Raw genomic sequence first — 17,220 nt, 5'->3', positions numbered from 1 at the left:
AGACTCATGCCTGGGCATGAGTCTCTTTTCTATTATTTACTTACTACAGTAATTTGTTCATCAACCAAATCCACTACCATACTGCTCACGTTCTCTTCCTCAAGGATATAGTCAGTAATTTTATCCTCTACCTGGTCTTGGATAACACGGCGCAATGGACGTGCACCAAAACGAGGATCATAGCCTTTTTTCGCAAGGAAGTGTTTTGCAGCTTCTGTCACCTCAAGCTGGTAGCCTTCTTCTTCCATATTCTTCGTCAAATCAGAAAGCATAAGCTCAACAATTTGCACCAAATCTTCCTCTTTCAGCTCTTCAAAGCTGATGATGGAATCAAAACGGTTCAAGAATTCTGGTTTGAAGTAAGCTCCTAGTTTCTCAATCACAGAAACAGCTTCATTTGCAGATTTCGTAAAACCGACAGAAATCTGTTTGTCTCCAGTTCCGGCGTTGCTCGTCATAATAATGACGGTCTCCTTAAAGCTCACTTTACGGCCTTGGCTGTCAGTCAAATGACCGTCTTCCATGATTTGCAGGAACATATGCTGTACATCCGGATGTGCTTTCTCGATTTCATCCAAAAGGACGATCGTATAAGGATTACGGCGTACGCGCTCAGTAAGCTGACCTGCTTCTTCATGTCCAACGTATCCTGGAGGAGAACCAATCAGTTTCGCAACGGAGTGACGCTCCATGTACTCACTCATATCCAGACGGATGAAGGATTCTCGTGTGCCGAACATCTCTTCCGCCAGTGCGCGAGTAAGTTCTGTTTTACCTACACCAGTCGGTCCGACGAATAGGAAGGAACCGATTGGGCGCTGCTTGGATTTCAATCCAGCTCGGCTGCGGCGGATCGCTTTAGCAACTCGTTCAACTGCCTGTTGTTGACCGATTACCTTGCTGGACAGGTTAGCAGCTAGGTTCTTCATTTTGTTCTGTTCTTCAGACTGGATTTTCGTCACAGGGATACCTGTTTTCTCTTCTACAATCTGCTGGATTACCTCAACTGTCACTTCAGCTTTGTCTTCATTCTTTGGTTGCTCAAGCTTCTGTTCAAGCTGAATTTCTTCCTGGCGAAGATACGCAGCACGTTCATAGTCCTCGCGACCTGCAGCTTCTTCTTTCTCTTTCGCAATTTGTGCAAGACGAGTCTGAATGGCATCTTCGTCAGTCGTCACTGTAAGCAGGTTGATACGGGATCCGGCTTCATCAAGCAAGTCGATCGCTTTATCCGGCAAGAAGCGGTCCTGGATGTAACGCTGAGACAAGCTCACGCTCGCTTTGACTGCTTCTTCTGTGTAGGACACTTGATGATACGCTTCGTATCTCTCCTGTAGCCCTTTCAATATCTCGATTGCCTGTTCTGCTGTCGGTTCTTTTACGATGACCGGCTGGAAACGGCGTTCAAGCGCTGCATCCTTTTCGATTTGACGGTACTCTTTCAATGTTGTTGCTCCGATCAGCTGCAGCTCACCGCGAGCAAGTGCTGGTTTCAGAATATTACCTGCATCCATTTGGGAACCTTCAGCAGTTCCAGCACCGACTAATAGATGAATCTCATCCACAAAGAGAATGACATTCTTACGCTGCTGCAATTCGGAAATAAGCTGTTTCATCTTTTCCTCGAATTGACCGCGCACACCTGTGTTCGCAACTAGCGAAGCAACATCAAGCAAGTAAATTTCTTTATTTTGCAGCTTCACAGGCACATTGCCTTCAACAATCTGTAAAGCCAACCCCTCTGCTATTGCTGTTTTACCTACCCCTGGTTCCCCGATTAGTACTGGGTTGTTCTTATTGCGTCGGTTTAGCGTCTCAATGACACGTTTGACCTCTTGCTCACGGCCGATGACTGGATCTATCAGACCAGCACGCGCTCCATCAGTAAGGTTCTTACCAAGTGAGTCTAGCAATCCTCCGCGGCCATTGCCGCCAGCTTGCGCTTGGCTGTTTGCACCAGCCTGGAAGCCGGATTGTGCTCCGCCAAACATATTTTTAAAGAAATCATCCATTGTTCCGCCATTGGAAGCGAAACCGGCAGGGTTTTTAGACATATTTTTCATTTCATTATAGCAAGTATGGCAGAGCTGTAATTGCTGTTTTTGATTATTGAATTGCATTAACAAGTTCACGTTAGCTTCTCGTTCACCACAATGTTGGCATTTCATAATACAATTACCTCCCCGATTAGGTTAGTTTAATTTATTTGGTCAAGTGTCTAACTTTGACTTTGACTATCTTTGACCTTGTGACTTTATTATAGTCTGACCTTATTTGACTTTCAAGTGTTATGCTTTAATTTTTTTATTTTTTTCAGAAAAGGTATTTAGTGAATAATTAATGAAGAAATAAAAAAAGCATCGCCTTTATTAGGCGATGCTCTCAATTACTTCATATTTTGTTTTTCTTGATTTCGCAGTTCCACACGTCTAATTTTACCAGACGAAGTTTTCGGAAGTTCTTTAACGAACTCAATTTTACGTGGGTACTTGTAAGGTGCAGTCGTATTCTTTACATGCGTCTGCAATTCCTTCACAAGGTTTGGATCATTCTCATCTACACTTTCACGCAGGATGACGAATGCTTTAACTACATTACCGCGGATTTCATCCGGGCTTGCTACAACCGCGCATTCTGCTACAGCCGGATGTTTCACCAAAGCATCCTCTACTTCAAATGGTCCAATTGTATAGCCAGAGCTGATGATGATATCATCGCTGCGGCCTTCGAACCAGAAGTAGCCATCTTCATCTACAGAAGCTTGGTCACCTGTCACGAAATAGCCGTTGCGTTCCGCTTGCTGACGGCGTTCTGGCTCACGGAAATATGTCTTAAACAATGCAGGACTATCGAGTTTCAAGGCGATGTCACCAACTTCACCCGTTTTAACGCGATTTCCGTCCTCATCGATTACAACAACTTCATTTCCTGGAGTCGGTTTACCCATGGAACCTGGTCTTGGTTCCATACCTTTCATAATACCAAGCAGCAATGTGCTCTCTGTTTGGCCATATCCATCACGTACAATGATGTTGAAATGTTTCTGGAAGACATCAATCACTTCCCGGTTCAATGGTTCACCTGCTGATACCGCACTATGCAGGGCACTCAAATTATAGCTGCCAAGATCAGTTACTTTGGCCATCAGACGATATTCCGTTGGTGTACAGCAAAGTACATTGATTTTGTAATCCTCGAGTAGGGAAAGGTAAGTTTTAGCATCGAATCGTCCCATGTAGACAAAGCCTGTTGCTCCAGTACCTAAAACAGAAAGGAATGGACTCCAAACCCATTTCTGCCAGCCTGGTGCAGCTGTTGCCCATACGATGTCTCCTTTGGAAGCCGACAGCCAGTTTTCTGCAGCTGTCCGCAAGTGTGCATATCCCCAGCCATGTGTATGGACTACACCTTTGGGATTACCTGTCGTACCACTTGTGTAGGACATCAATGCAATATCTTCTCTGGAAGTCTCTACCGTTTCCAGTTCTTCTGAAGCTGTTGTTTTGAGCTTCCCGAGATCCTTCCAGCCATCGACTGCTCCGCCGACTGCAAGTTTGATTAAGCTATCTTGATTCTCGATGCCTTCAAATTGCGCAGTAAAGGCATGATAACTGATGATGCTCTTCACTTTTCCATGATCGATACGGTATTGCAAATCCTTCGTCTTCAGCATTTCGGAGCTAGGGATGATCACAAGTCCGAGCTTCAAGGCTGCTGCATAAATATGATACGCCTCAACGACACGCGGTACCATAACCAGTATCGCATCCCCTTTTTCCAAGCCCAATTCTTTCAGAACATTACCTGTGCGGTTTACATCCTGGAATAACGTTTTATACGTTACTTCCATCTTATTACCCGCCTCGTCCATCCAAATGAGCGCCTTACGATCTTCATCTGTAACGAATCGCTCCATTTCATCAACGATGTTGTATTGCTCTGGTGCAATCAAATCTTTTCTTTCCATACTTACGCCTCCTAAATGGCTGCCTGTTTTAACTAATGCACTAATTATAGCAGACCAAAGCACGACTTCCCAGTAATAATTGTTACCAAATTATAAAACTTGATATTAGTATCAGGTCTCAATACTTCTCCAAAGCGTCATAGTCGCGTAACTGCGATAAGGAGCCCACCTTTCTCCTCGTGTATGTATAGCTGCTGGAGTCGGTTTTTCAGTGAGATTGTCATATGATTTCAAGGCGTTTTGCACCCCGATATCAGCAGCTGGTAATAAGTCGGAACGCCCTAACCCGAACAGCATCCAGTTTTGCGCGGACCAGCTTCCAAGCCCCCTGATCTTCGTAAGCTCTGAAGCAATTTCTTCATTAGAAGCAGCAGCAAGCTGTGCGAGATCCAGCTTCCCTTCTATAATAAGACGACTTGTATCAATTACATATTCAGCTTTCCTTTGCGAAAACTGCAGCTTCCGTAAGTCGTCATATTCCAAGGAAGCAACGTTTTGCGGTGTTGGATAAAACCAGATACCTTCCTCTTTTGTCCCGAATGCTTCGACAAACCGATTTGTCAGTGTGTAGGCGAACTTCAAATTAAGCTGCTGGTGGATGATTGTTTTCATCAAACAGTAGTATAAGTCTGTATCTTTTATGATAGGTGTTCCTGCGTGTGCATAAAAAAGCCGCTCCAAATCTGAACCGATAAAATGAGCAGCTACTTCTGTAAGGTCAATATCCCATTGAAGCCAGTTCTCCACCCAAGCAAGTATGTCCTTCTGTCTCGAAGAATCTGCAGAAGACACTTTGACAACCGGTGATGTAATTGTTCCATTGAACTGGAGCACGACGATATGACGCGATTCATCTCCCAATACAACAGGAAGCTTCAGCTCATGCCCTTCTGCATCAACGATATTCAGCTGGTCCATACTCCATCTTTTCATTAAATAATGATAATCGTATGTATGTAATCCTTTAAGCTGCTTTTCCCACATCAGTAGCATCTCCTATCCTATTTGTTTTATCGCAAAATCAATTACATCATGCATCACTTTCGTCAAACGCTTATTTTTATGCCAAAGTAGCTTTGTTGTGGGCTGATTGATTGGTTCATCTAGATCTACAGTGCTTAACTCGCCTGATTGCAATTCTTTTTCCACTGTCATGAGCGGTAAGTAAGATAAACCCAAACCAGCCATTACGCATTGCTTGATTGCTTCTATACTGCCGAATTCAATGACATTTTCCGGTTGCAAATTCTGTTTTTGTAATGCTTGCTCTAATTCCGTTCGATAAGCACAGTCTTTCTCCGTCAAGATCAAAGGATGCTGCATCACCTCAGCCAAGCTAGCGGAGGGGTAAACTGCCAGCTGATGGTTCGGGGAGCTTATCAAAACGATCTCCTCTTGAAATAGAGAGACTGACTCCAGTAAAGCATTGTGATGTTTCCGCTCCATAATAAATGCTATATCCAACTCGCCTTCCTGGAGCATTTTCTCCGCAGTTTTACTAGACGGTACGGGTTTCAGAATAACCTGCACCTGTGGATACTGATTTCGTATAAAGCGAAGGAGTTCAGGCAGCCGGTAGATGCATTGACTTTCGCAGGCACCTATCAGAATTGTCCCTTTATTCTCTAGCTCATCCGCAAATACATGTCGCATTTCATCATGCAATGCCAAGATTCTTTTAGCATAGCTCAGCATTTTAATTCCCGCTTCAGTAAGATAAATCCTCTTTCCAAGACGCTGGAACAAATCAACTCCATATTCCTTTTCCAGCGCTTTTATTTGTGCGGTAACGCTAGATTGTGCGTAATCAAGCAGCTGAGCAGTCTTTGTGAAATTAAGTGTTTCAGCCGCTACAGTAAAAGTCTTTAAATGGTTGATGTGCATATATACACTCCCTAAATCGCTTTTTTCGATCATAATAATCAAATTATTCAGCTTTTCCTATGCATGAATGCAGTATACACTTTTATATAAATATTGGAAAAGGTTTACGCCAACTGGCTTGGAGTAGCTCCTCTTAAGATTGAACTTAATTGCTGAAAGGAGAGAAAACGATGAAGGACACTTCTAAAAAAACTTGGCGGGACTACTTCATGGAAATCGTCCATGCTATCATCCAAACCAAATAAAAGAGCTGACCCAATTCGGATCAGCTTAAAATTGCGTAATGGCTTTCGGCAGGATATCCTGTTTGACCAGGTCATCCAATGTACGGAAGGTATATCCTTGCTTCTTCAGTTCAATAATCAACTTCTCCAATGCAACGGCATTATCTTCAGATACAGAGTGCAGCAAGACGACTGCACCCGGATGCATTTGGGCCATCACTTGATCATACGCGTACTGCCAGCCTTTTTGTTCGCCTGTTTTCCAATCAGCATAAGCAAGTGACCAGAATACATTCGTATAGCCAAGTTCTTCAGACCACTTCAGCGAACGGGCACTAAAGGTACCTCGCGGCGCCCTTAAATAGTGCATGTCGTCTTGATCTGTCAAATCAGCGACAGCATCCTCCAGCATTTCAAGCTCTTGCTGCATCTTTTCTTTAGAAACCTTCGTCAAATCTGGATGATGATACGAATGATTGCCGACAATATGACCTTCGTCGACCATCCTTTTCACCAAATCAGGGGCTGATGATACATAATGACCTGTAATAAAGAAAGCAGCCGGTACTTCGTGCTTCTTTAATACATCCAGAATATCTCCTGTATATCCTTGTTCATAGCCGTTATCGAATGTGATATATACCGTTTTCTCCCCAGAACCATCCAAATAATAACTATGATATTCATCCAAAAGCTGCTGGTATTTGCCTACTTCTGGTATACTGCCACCCTTGCTCTTAACAAATCCCCAGCCATAGCTGACCGGGCTTTCTGCCGATACAAAGGATGGTGAGACAAGCAGCAGACATAACAGCAGCATAAATGATTTCCATCGCATATGGCACACTCTCCTTACGGATAGATTGCGCCATATCCACGTCTCCTATGCGATGCAAAAATTAGAAAAGACCGTGCATCAGCACGGTCTTACTTTAATTTATTTTCCATTTCATCGAGCATCCGAAGCATTTCATCGATTTCCTCCAAGGAAGTCTCCTCCGGTTCGATACTATCCAAATAATCCATGAAAGCAGACAGACGCTGCTTCAAGTCATCCACTTTACTCGTTGCCAAAGATAAAACCCCTTTACCGCATTATCTGGCTTCAGTATACCACAGCGCTGTTCATTATTGTACGTTGAAGGTGAAAGACAGATGATCTTGAATCGGAATCCAAGCACCAATTCCCTGTTTGGTAACATTTTTAACAACAATCTGCTTTCTTGATCCCTTTAACTCCAGGTAGACTTCCCCAAAAGTAATCGTACCCTTTTCATTCACTGCCGGTGCATAAGCCGTAAGAATTCCAGACTTATTCAAAGGAACACCGTAAGCATTTTCCTTATTGGTACCTCTTCCTATTACCGTTTGGAAGGAAAGCGGAAGCTTTGTATTCTTCTGGGCCTGCTGCAGCATCATTAATTTGATATCCCTAGGGTTATCTATTTCAGCTGTCAGTCCACCCTTCACATATCGTTCTTCCTGCTGCTCGTAATTCATTTGCTTAGCCGATTCTCCACCAGCATTGCTCAGCTGGTTCGTATTCACTTTTTGATATTGCCAGTTGATATTTGTCTCTGCAGACTGGTATTCAAGCGGCCAATGCCCCATGTAGATCATCCCTCGATACCCGATTGCCAACGGAGATGGTTTCAGAGTCGATTCATTAAGAATGCGAATCAGTTCCGGATTTTGGATGACAATATCACTTTCTTCCGTCAGTTCTTTAACAAGCTCACTTGGTTCCAGAACAATTTGATCCTTATTTGAGTTCGGATAAGTATTTTCCTTTGAAATATTTAATACGTGATTTGGTATTTCAGTGTCCTTCTTTTGTACATTCTCAGCTTTCCCTGCTATGGAGAAAGGAAGAGTAAGCAAAGTCAATGCCATGATTGCTATGATGATTCTAGCGAATTTCATAAAGAAAAGCCCCTGCCTTTCAGATTTTTTTCTAGTATCTGAAGACAAAGGCTATCCTATACATTTAATAATGGTTCAAGTGAATGACTTCCAATCTTTCCTCGATCTCGATACTATCCTTGACTGATTGCACCATGGAACAATTGTTGTGCGCAAGCTGGAGATTCTTCTCCAGTTGCCCCTTGTCCAAATGAAAACCACGTATAACGAAAGTAAGCGTGATCTTAGTAATACGGTTTGCTGCCAGTTCATCCCGTTCTACCTCTGCTGACACTTCCATATCGTCAATTTCCAGCCGCTGTTTCTCCATGATCTTCCGGAATACTGACGCACTGCAGCCTGCTATCGAGGAAACCATTAGCTGATAAGGCCGGATACCGAATTGCTCATTTCCGTCTATATCCAAAGTTTGATGTGGTAGTTCGATACGGAATCCATGCTGTTTCATTGTCAGCTTCAATTTCCTCATCTCCTTGCGAATTCTTTATGCGTTATATTCCCTCTTGTATGATTTTCTAACCTACATCCGTACGATTGACCAAATCCAGGAAAAACTATACAGTAGGATTGGGAAAGCATCTTACATACAGGGGTAATAGACATATGAGAAATGCGTACAGTTTTTGGATTTTAGTCAGTATTGTCGCAGTCTCCGGTTTCAGTCAAGGGCTGCTGCTTCCGCTGATCGCCATCATATTTGAACAAGACGGTCTTTCTTCCTCCATGAATGGATTAAATGCAGTTGCCATCTACATCGGTATCCTGCTCGTATCTCCTTTTATGGAAGCGCCGCTCCGCAAATTCGGTTATCGGCCAGTCATTATGGCAGGTGGACTAATTGTCGTGGCAGCACTGCTCGCTTTTCCATTATGGAAGTCATTTTGGTTCTGGTTTGTACTTCGTCTGTTGATTGGAATTGGCGACAATGCCCTTCATTTTGGAACCCAGACATGGATTACATCTTCATCTCCTGAAAAGGTACGCGGGCGGAATATTTCGATTTATGGACTTTTCTTTGGAATTGGCTTCGCTGTCGGTCCGCTTATGACTTCACTAGTTAAGGTTTCAGAATCCTTGCCATTTATATTATCTGGCGCGCTTTGCTTGGTCGCTTGGTTCACCCTTTTTCAATTGCGCAATGAGTTTCCAACGGAAGAAAATACGCAATCATCACAGCAGCAAGGGCTTCTGCAGCGCTTTGGATCCACCTTGAAATATGCATGGGTCGCTTTCCTGCCGCCGCTCGGCTATGGATTTTTGGAATCTTCCTTGAACGGAAGTTTTCCTATCTATGGCTTACGTCAGGACATCGGCGTATCAGAAGTATCTATATTGCTTACCGGATTCGCCATTGGCGGGATTGTGTTTCAGATACCGCTTGGTATGCTTAGCGATAAGTTCGGCCGTAAGTACACGCTGTTGACCGTAATATTGCTTGGAACAATCTTTTTCGGGACTGCTGTATTTACAGAACAAAATTATATTGCCCTGTTCATCTGTTTATTTGCAGCCGGAATGGTCTTAGGTTCCACCTTCTCCCTCGGCATAAGCTATATGACCGATCTGACTCCAAGACATTTGCTGCCGACAGGTAATCTGCTTTGCAGTATCACCTTTAGTATCGGCAGTCTTGGTGGTCCTTATATCAGTGGCGTGTTTATCGAAAAATTGCCCGATCTCAGTTTCTTCGTTATTATGACAGTCATTTTCGCTGGTATCTTTACAACATTGCTAGTTCATGCGATTTTCACAAAACGAGCTGTCGTAGCAGAACAATAGTAAAAGGGATGAGCCCGTCTGGGCACATCCCTTTTTAATTGATATATCGGGAGAATCGCTTCTCCAGCCGTTCCTGGAAATAGGAAATGATGATACAAAGCGGCCAATACACAAGTGCCACCGTAATGTACATCGTCATGGAATCGAATGTACGGCCAGCTACAATCTGCGCCTTCTGAAACATTTCCGGCACCGTAATAACCGCTGCCAGACTCGTCGCTTTCACCAAATCAAGAAATACATTCGTAAGCGGCGGCATCGCAACTCGTGCAGCTTGCGGGACAATGACCCGCGTCAATGTCTGCCAATAGTTAAGACCAAGTGCATAGGAGGATTCCCATTGGCCATAAGCAATACTGTTCAGCGCCCCCCGGTTTACCTCGGCGATATAAGCTGCACTATTCAAGCCGAAAGCGAGAACAGCACAGGTGAAAGCATCAAGCCTGATTTGTACGACAGGCAGCCCTTGATACAAGATGAATAAAAACACCAGTATCGGTGTCCCGCGCATAAACGAGATATAAAACCTTGCAGGCCATCGAAGGACAAAGAATCGGGAGCTGCGGCCAACCGCCAGGAAAAAGCCGAGAATCAAACCCATTCCCATACCGGCGAAAGCAACTGCTATCGTCATAGGCAGTCCTTCAAGTATAAAGGGAAGGTTCTCCCACGCTAATTCTGCATCAAAAAATTTGCCGATATCCACTAGCTCGAATGGTATCATTCCGCTTCTTCCTGCTGTTTCTCCAATATTTCTTCTATTGTCGGAATATCTTCATCCGGCTGCTTCGAAACATCTGCACCGCCGAAGAATTCCTCAGAAAGCTTCGTCAATGTACCGTCTTCTCTCATCTCACTCAAGACCTTATCCACCTGTTTCTTCAATTCTGTTGCATCCTTCGGCATGATGGCCGCATTGGCTGTTTCATCGAATTTAAAGTCAGGATGGATTGTGATATTGAAATCCGGGAAGGCTTGCAGTGCCAATGACTGCAGATAATAATCATTGATGATCAGATCTGTCCGTCCATTATCGACATCACGTAAATAAACATCATTTGTTGTATTACCATACGCTACTACTTCGGCACCTAATTCCTCAGCTATTTCACTGTAGCCAGTCGTTGCCTCACCACCAGCCTTTTTCCCTTGCAGATCCTCCAAAGAATTGATACCGGAGAAATCATCTTTACGCACAATCATTGTTGTGTAAGAGTATTTGTACGGTTCACTATACGCGAACTTTTCTTTCCTTTCATCTGTCACGCCAATATCATTCGCTGCGAGATCCACTCGTCCGTTCTGGACCGAAGCAAGCATGTTATTGAAATCAGATGTCTTGAATTCCACTTCCAAGTCTAGACGTTTCGCGATTTCCTTGATTACCTCTACATCATATCCAGTAATATCATCCGAACCTTCTGGATAATAGCTAGCTGGATACAAAGTACCTGAAGTTCCAACTGTAATCTTTCCGGAATCCTGAATAGCTTCCCATACTTTATCTTCAGAAGCTTGATCAGAACTATCATTGGCAGAAGAACCGCAAGCACTCAAAACAAGGACGACCAGTAAGCTGCAAAATACAAGTAATCGTTTCTTCATTATGATGTTTCTCCTTTATCGATTTACTTATTAGCTTCTTGTTTCAACAATTCATCAACTGTCGGCAGTTCTTCATCTGGCTTTTTGGAAACATCCGCACCACCATAAAATTCCTCTGACAGCTTAGACAATGTGCCATCTTCCCGCATTTCATCAAGAGCCTTGTCCATTTGCTTTTTAAGTTCTGGAGCATCCTTTGAAAGGATCGCGCCTTGTTCAATTTGGTCAAATTTGAAATCCGGATGAATCATGATGTTGAAATCAGGAAAAGCCTGCAACGCCAAGGATTGCAAATAAAAGTCATTAATGATTAAGTCAGTCCGGCCATTATCGACATCGCGTAAGTACACATCATTTGTTGCATTGCTGTAAGTTACAACCTCTGCTCCAAGCTGCTCTGCAACCTTGCTGTGGTTTGTTGAAGCTTCTCCTCCAGCACGTTTTCCTTTTAAATCCGCTAAGCTGTGAATACCAGACAAATCATCTTTCCGAACGATCATGGATGTATAGGAATACTTATACGGCTCTGTGAAAGCGAATTGCTCTTTTCGTTCGTCCGTTATCTCTATATCATTTGCCGCAACGTCTATCCTGCCGTTTTGTACAGAAGCAAGCATGTTGTTAAAATCGGATGTCTTGAATTCCACTTCCAAATCCAGACGCTTCGCAATTTCTTTGATCACTTCTACATCATATCCCGAAAGCTCATCAGAACCCTCCGGGTAGTAAGAAGCAGCAAATAAAGTACCGGATGTACCAACTACGAGCTTACCTGAGTCCTGAATCTTTTCCCATACCTTATCATTGCCAGCGCTTTCAGATTTGCCTTCATCATTGCTTCCGCAAGCTCCCAGAAGAAGCATAATTACAAATAAGCTACATATAATACCTAATCTTTTACCCATGAAGTCACACACTCTCCCCTTGTTATATTTTCATATATCCTAAAAGATAACAGGTAATCACTTCTATTTCAATATTTTTCTGAACTGTTTCATTTTAAATATCAAACTGTTATATACACACATATAATTTATTATTTTTTTATATTGATTTTAAACTAGCGGTCAACTATAGTAGAATTACTATTACATTATAATAATTATAAACAAATCACAATCCATAAGGAGGGTTATTAACGACATGAAAAAACATGCTGAACTTATCGCCGCATTATTCAGCGGTGCCTTGATTCTCATCACCTATTTCACTTTTCATGACTCTGTAGCTGGACCTTTCCTTTACAGTGCAGCATATCTCATCGGGGGATTCTTTAAAGCGAAAGAAGGTATGACAGAAACTATTACACAACGAAAGCTTAATGTGGAAATGCTGATGATTTTTGCAGCTATAGGAGCTGCTATTATCGGTCATTGGCTTGAAGGTGCATTGCTCATCTTCATTTTCGCCCTTTCCGGAGCTTTGGAAACATATACAGAGAATAGAAGCAGTCAGGAATTACGTGCATTGCTATCCCTTCAGCCAGATGAAGCGACCAGAATGACCGCCTCCGGGAAAGAGAGTATTCCTGTCGATCAGCTTCAAGTCGACGATCTTGTAATCGTGCTGCCCGGGGAACGTATTCCCGCAGATGGAATCATCCTAAAAGGAGTTACAAGCATTGACGAAAGTGCCATTACCGGGGAGAGTATACCGGTGACAAAAGCAGAGGGAAACGAAGTCTTCGCCAGCACCGTCAATAGCAGCGCTGTATTGGAAATCTGTGTCACGAAGCCTGCGCAAGAAACATTGTTCCAGCGAATCATCACAATGGTGCAAACAGCCCAGGAACAAAAATCACCTGCTCAGCATTTTATCGAGCGCTTCGAAGGTCCCTATGTCAAAACGGTTCTGATGCTGGTTCTGCTCCTTATCCTCATTCCTCCTTTTATAATAAATTGGTCGTTTACCGAGTCCTTTTACCGAGCTATGATCCTGCTTGTCGTTGCCTCTCCATGTGCGCTGGTGGCTTCGGTCATGCCAGCCACCCTATCCGCTATCTCAAAAGGAGCAAGAAACGGGATCTTGGTCAAAGGTGGGTCTCATCTGGAAACACTCGGGCAAGTAAAAGCTGTCGCATTCGACAAGACAGGCAGTTTGACAGTCGGGAAACCATCTGTCACAGATTTCCTTGTCAGTAAAAATGCTGAAGCCAGTATTGTGCTAGAGGCAGCTTATGCTATCCAATCCCAATCCTCTCATCCTCTTGCTAAAGCTGTTGCAGCATATGCCAATGCTGATAGCATCGAGCAAGCCGAGCAGGTAAAGGATGCCGCTGGACAAGGTATGAAAGGGATATGGCTGGGAGAGGAATGGCGGATCGGAAAAGCTTCCTATATGCAGAAACCGGCTGATCAAGAATTAACTGATCAAGCTGATGCATTGGCCGCTGCCGGGAAATCCCTTGTTTATATAGAGAACGAACAAGGAGTAGCCGGCGTATTCGCTCTGCAGGATACAATCAGACCGGAAGCAAAAGCTGCAATTCGTTCCTTATCCAAGCTCGGTATTTCCACTATCATGCTAACTGGTGATAACGACCAGACTGCAAAAGCCATCGCCAAAGAAGCAGGCATCACAACGTACCGCGCCAACTGCCTGCCTGAAGAGAAGGTTGCAGAAATTAAAGAGCTGGAAAGAAGCTACGGAACGATAGCCATGGTTGGTGATGGTATTAATGACGCACCTGCCCTCGCTACTGCTCAAGTCGGAATTGCCATGGGAAATGGAACTGACGCTGCACTCGAGACTGCCGATATGGTTCTCATTAAGAATGATTTGCGTAAACTAGCCGATGCCATTAAGCTATCGAAGCGTATGCGTAGAATCATCAAACAAAATATCATTTTCTCAGTCGCTGTCATTCTGCTGCTCATACTGGCAAATATCAGTCAATATCTTGGGTTGCCGCTAGGTGTGGTCGGGCACGAGGGAAGTACTATTTTGGTCATATTGAACGGTCTCCGGCTCTTGAGATAAAAAAAAGCGGCGCCCTTATCAGGCTGCCGCTTTATTTTTCTTCCGCTCATCCAGCATGGCATTGATCTCACCGCCAGTGATGATGATGATGCCGGAAAGATAGAACCAGATCATCAGGACAATGACAGCCCCAAGAGATCCATATGTTGCGGAATAATTACCAAAGTTATCAACATAAAAGGAGAATAACAGGGATGCAATCATCCAGCCGATAGCCGCGAAGGCTGCACCAACCATTGATTCTTTGATTGAAATTTTCTTACTAGGTGCCAGGACATACAATGCAAGTAGTACAATGAAAAATATTACAAAAGAAATGACCCAGCGCAATGCTCCCCATACAGTCAGGAATCCTTCATCCAATCCGAAAATGGAAAAAATGTAAAGCCCAATTGTTTTTCCGAATATCGGCAGCAGGAATGCGACTGCAATAACGAGCACCATGGCGATTGTCAATACTACGGCTACTCCTCTAGCTACGATGAATGAACGATCCTCATTGACATTGTAAGCCTTATTCAATGCACGGATGATGGCATTAACACCATTTGATGCGGACCATAGTGTTGCTAGAATACCAATGGATAATAGTCCACCGTTACGCTCATTAACAAGACCCGTAATATTTTGCTCAAGCAAATTCATGGTTGATTCTGGTGCGAATGTTGATAAAGTATTCATGATATCTTGTTGGCTGACCGGCAAGAATGCGATCAAGGACACAAGAAAGATGATAAATGGAAATAGTGATAGCAATAAAAAATAAGCCAGCTGGGCAGACAAGCCAGTCACTTCGTCATTGCTGATCCGCTGCCCAAGCTGTTTCAGAAAGCTCCCCATGGTTTCTCCTCCTTCTCTCTCTAAAGCCGCCTTTTCTTTATCTGGCTGCTACTGTATTACTACCGCTTGCCAATTGTTTCGGACGCTGTCCGGCCGGTAATTCGATCTGATCGTCCAGCTTGCTCACTTTCTGAAGAGCAGTCTGTACTTCCTCTAGTCCTCTCAAGCCTTTATCAGCGGTATTGGATAAACTAGTCGCCACTCGAGCATAGGATGTTTTTACATCATCCATTAAGACGCCAGGATTGCGGAGGTAGAACACCGCTTCAGAACCTGCACGCATCAAGTTACCGCGTACATGATCCCTTGTCTGTGCATCACATAACGAAATCAAGCCGCCGACAGTAGCACCAATCGTTAAACCCAATGTGAATTTACTTTTCATCATACCGGCTCCTTCCATTGTGTCTGTTGTTTTATTATCTCGCATAATTCCGCACACCCAGCCTCGAGCATCTCATAAACAGCTTCAAATTCACCAGTGAAGAATGGATCAGTGATATCCTCTCCAGCACGCTCTGGAATAAGATCTGTGAAAAGCTGATAACGTGACGTATGAGCAGGAGCTATAACTGATAAATCCCGCAAATTAAGCTGATCCATTACGATGATATAATCGTATGCTCCTAAAATTTCTGACTGGACTTGCTTAGCCACATGATTAACCATCAAAATGCCCTTATGTCCGAGAAGCTCACAAGCCGAAGGGTGCATCTCCTTCCCTTCATGCCAGTGGCCGATACCGGCTGAGTCAACAGTTACAAATGCAGATAGACCTTGTTCCTCTATACGCTTGCGGAAAATCACCTCAGCCATCGGCGAGCGGCAGATGTTGCCTAAAGAAATAAACAACACATTTATCATTCACTCAACTCCCTCGTTTTATAAATGTGAAAATGTGCGAATGTCTGGTATTCCATTCCCCATGAAACAACGATTCAAACGACCTAGTGCTAATGCTATAATATGGAAAAGGAAAGGGTGATAATGATGACGACCATGTATCCAAGCGCTTTAACTCCCAACTCCACCTTCGCAATTACTGCTCCGTCAAGCGGAGTTCCTGCTCCTCTGCATTCCAAAATACATAAAGCTAAAATGCAGCTCGAGAAACTCGGTGCTCATGTGATCATTGGAGAAACCGTCTGGACACAGCAAGCCGCTAGAAGCAGCTCTGCTGAAACTAGAGCTCACGAACTGATGGCTTATCTGAGTGATCCTGAAATCGATGCAATCATGCCGCCATGGGGAGGAGAACTGCTTGTACAAGTATTGCCTATGCTTGATTGGGACAAGCTATCCAAGAGCAAGCCCACATGGCTGATTGGTTATTCGGACACAAGCACACTTCTATGCAGCTATACACTCCAAACAAATTTTGCAACTGCCCATACGACTAACTTTTTTGATTTGAATATGGAAGCACTCGATGAAACAACGAAGCAATGGCATAAGATATTATCTGCAACGTCCCGCAAGCACATGGAGCAGCACTCATCCCCTATGTATCAATCATCATGGGATGCGCTATTTGATCAAGACAATCCTGAGGGCTTCGACTTGGACAGCAAAACAGAATGGAAAACCACGACAGGTGAAGCCGTTTCCTTTACTGGTCGCTTAATCGGTGGCTGCTTGAATACCTTGACCGCTATCGCCGGGACGAAATATGCTCCTATTCAAACTTGGCGGGAATCTTTTAAAGAGGATACGATCGTCTACTTGGAATGGTTGGATTGGAGTACTGCTGAAACTTACCGGAATCTTTGGCATTTGAAGGAACACGGCTGGTTCAACGATGCGAGCGGATTACTATTTGGCAGGCCTTCTCGAAGCACTCCTTCAGAGGATTATACAGACGAACAGATGATTCATGAATTCGCAGATGAAATTGGATTGCCGATAATCTACGATGCCGATATTGGACATATGCCGCCGCAGTTCACGATGATCAATGGTGCGTTGGCAAATGTATCATATAAGAACGGCAAGGGAACTCTAACTTATCTGGAATAGGAG

General features: G+C 43.8%; 17 protein-coding genes. 3 read left to right on the top strand and 14 right to left on the bottom strand.

Going from position 1 to position 17,220, the window contains the following annotated elements:
* Positions 1-32 precede the first annotated feature (32 nt).
* From CHH91_RS11390 to CHH91_RS11360, 8 genes are all read right to left on the bottom strand, one after another.
* On the bottom strand, positions 33-2,168 hold the full coding sequence (locus CHH91_RS11390) for an ATP-dependent Clp protease ATP-binding subunit (RefSeq protein WP_095223555.1): 2,136 nt from the start codon (positions 2,166-2,168) through the stop codon (positions 33-35).
* 218 nt (positions 2,169-2,386) lie between these two features.
* Entirely contained in the window at positions 2,387-3,967 is a 1,581-nt protein-coding gene (mbcS, locus tag CHH91_RS11385; RefSeq protein ID WP_095223554.1) for an acyl-CoA synthetase MbcS, read from the bottom strand.
* A 111-nt stretch (positions 3,968-4,078) separates the two neighbouring features.
* Positions 4,079-4,951 carry a DNA-3-methyladenine glycosylase family protein gene (locus tag CHH91_RS11380; RefSeq protein ID WP_095223553.1) on the bottom strand — a complete coding sequence of 291 codons (873 nt, stop codon included), beginning with the start codon at positions 4,949-4,951 and terminating at the stop codon, positions 4,079-4,081.
* Between the two features lie 12 nt (positions 4,952-4,963).
* The gene (locus tag CHH91_RS11375; RefSeq protein ID WP_176465766.1) at positions 4,964-5,851 is read right to left on the bottom strand and encodes a LysR family transcriptional regulator; all 888 of its coding nucleotides are present in this window, start codon (positions 5,849-5,851) and stop codon (positions 4,964-4,966) included.
* 270 nt (positions 5,852-6,121) lie between these two features.
* A complete protein-coding gene (pdaA, locus tag CHH91_RS11370; protein WP_095223551.1) occupies positions 6,122-6,913 on the bottom strand; it encodes a delta-lactam-biosynthetic de-N-acetylase in 792 nt (263 codons plus the stop codon).
* 89 nt (positions 6,914-7,002) lie between these two features.
* Positions 7,003-7,149 (bottom strand): SE1561 family protein, encoded by a 147-nt coding sequence (locus CHH91_RS20580; protein WP_164072015.1) that lies wholly within the window; start codon positions 7,147-7,149, stop codon positions 7,003-7,005.
* A gap of 54 nt (positions 7,150-7,203) precedes the next feature.
* Positions 7,204-7,998, bottom strand: a complete 795-nt coding sequence (locus CHH91_RS11365; protein WP_095223550.1) for a YfkD famly protein — start codon at positions 7,996-7,998, stop codon at positions 7,204-7,206.
* 64 nt (positions 7,999-8,062) lie between these two features.
* On the bottom strand, positions 8,063-8,467 hold the full coding sequence (locus CHH91_RS11360; protein ID WP_374079590.1) for an OsmC family protein: 405 nt from the start codon (positions 8,465-8,467) through the stop codon (positions 8,063-8,065).
* A gap of 134 nt (positions 8,468-8,601) precedes the next feature.
* On the opposite strand from CHH91_RS11360, the gene CHH91_RS11355 reads away from it, so the two are divergent.
* Positions 8,602-9,777 (top strand): MFS transporter, encoded by a 1,176-nt coding sequence (locus CHH91_RS11355; RefSeq protein WP_095223548.1) that lies wholly within the window; start codon positions 8,602-8,604, stop codon positions 9,775-9,777.
* 34 nt (positions 9,778-9,811) lie between these two features.
* On the opposite strand, the gene CHH91_RS11350 is transcribed toward CHH91_RS11355, so the two are convergent.
* From CHH91_RS11350 to CHH91_RS11340, 3 genes are read right to left on the bottom strand one after another with little or no spacing between them, the layout of a single operon-like run.
* Positions 9,812-10,501, bottom strand: a complete 690-nt coding sequence (locus tag CHH91_RS11350; protein WP_095223547.1) for an amino acid ABC transporter permease — start codon at positions 10,499-10,501, stop codon at positions 9,812-9,814.
* Positions 10,498-11,382, bottom strand: a complete 885-nt coding sequence (locus CHH91_RS11345; RefSeq protein ID WP_095223546.1) for a transporter substrate-binding domain-containing protein — start codon at positions 11,380-11,382, stop codon at positions 10,498-10,500. Before CHH91_RS11345 ends, CHH91_RS11350 begins: the two co-directional genes overlap by 4 nt.
* A 23-nt stretch (positions 11,383-11,405) precedes the next feature.
* Positions 11,406-12,287 carry a transporter substrate-binding domain-containing protein gene (locus tag CHH91_RS11340; protein ID WP_095223545.1) on the bottom strand — a complete coding sequence of 294 codons (882 nt, stop codon included), beginning with the start codon at positions 12,285-12,287 and terminating at the stop codon, positions 11,406-11,408.
* Positions 12,288-12,525: 238 nt separating this feature from the next.
* On the opposite strand from CHH91_RS11340, the gene CHH91_RS11335 reads away from it, so the two are divergent.
* Positions 12,526-14,361 (top strand): heavy metal translocating P-type ATPase, encoded by a 1,836-nt coding sequence (locus CHH91_RS11335; RefSeq protein WP_095223544.1) that lies wholly within the window; start codon positions 12,526-12,528, stop codon positions 14,359-14,361.
* Positions 14,362-14,379: 18 nt separating this feature from the next.
* Here the strand turns inward: CHH91_RS11335 and CHH91_RS11330 are convergent, their stop codons facing one another.
* From CHH91_RS11330 to CHH91_RS11320, 3 genes are read right to left on the bottom strand one after another with little or no spacing between them, the layout of a single operon-like run.
* Complete coding sequence (locus CHH91_RS11330; RefSeq protein WP_095223543.1) at positions 14,380-15,201, bottom strand: YihY/virulence factor BrkB family protein; 822 nt, start codon at positions 15,199-15,201, stop codon at positions 14,380-14,382.
* A gap of 37 nt (positions 15,202-15,238) precedes the next feature.
* On the bottom strand, positions 15,239-15,589 hold the full coding sequence (locus CHH91_RS11325) for a hypothetical protein (RefSeq protein ID WP_141234157.1): 351 nt from the start codon (positions 15,587-15,589) through the stop codon (positions 15,239-15,241).
* Complete coding sequence (locus tag CHH91_RS11320) at positions 15,586-16,065, bottom strand: low molecular weight protein-tyrosine-phosphatase (protein WP_095223541.1); 480 nt, start codon at positions 16,063-16,065, stop codon at positions 15,586-15,588. Before CHH91_RS11320 ends, CHH91_RS11325 begins: the two co-directional genes overlap by 4 nt.
* A 123-nt stretch (positions 16,066-16,188) precedes the next feature.
* Here CHH91_RS11320 and CHH91_RS11315 point away from each other — a divergent pair, with 123 nt between their 5' ends.
* Entirely contained in the window at positions 16,189-17,217 is a 1,029-nt protein-coding gene (locus CHH91_RS11315; RefSeq protein WP_176465765.1) for a S66 family peptidase, read from the top strand.
* The last annotated feature ends 3 nt before the right edge of the window (positions 17,218-17,220 follow it).

The organism is Virgibacillus sp. 7505 (genome assembly GCF_002272135.1).
GTDB lineage: Bacteria > Bacillota > Bacilli > Bacillales > Amphibacillaceae > Terribacillus.
The sequence above is the reverse complement of the archived record's forward strand: the minus strand, read 5'-3'. Positions and strand labels throughout refer to the sequence as shown.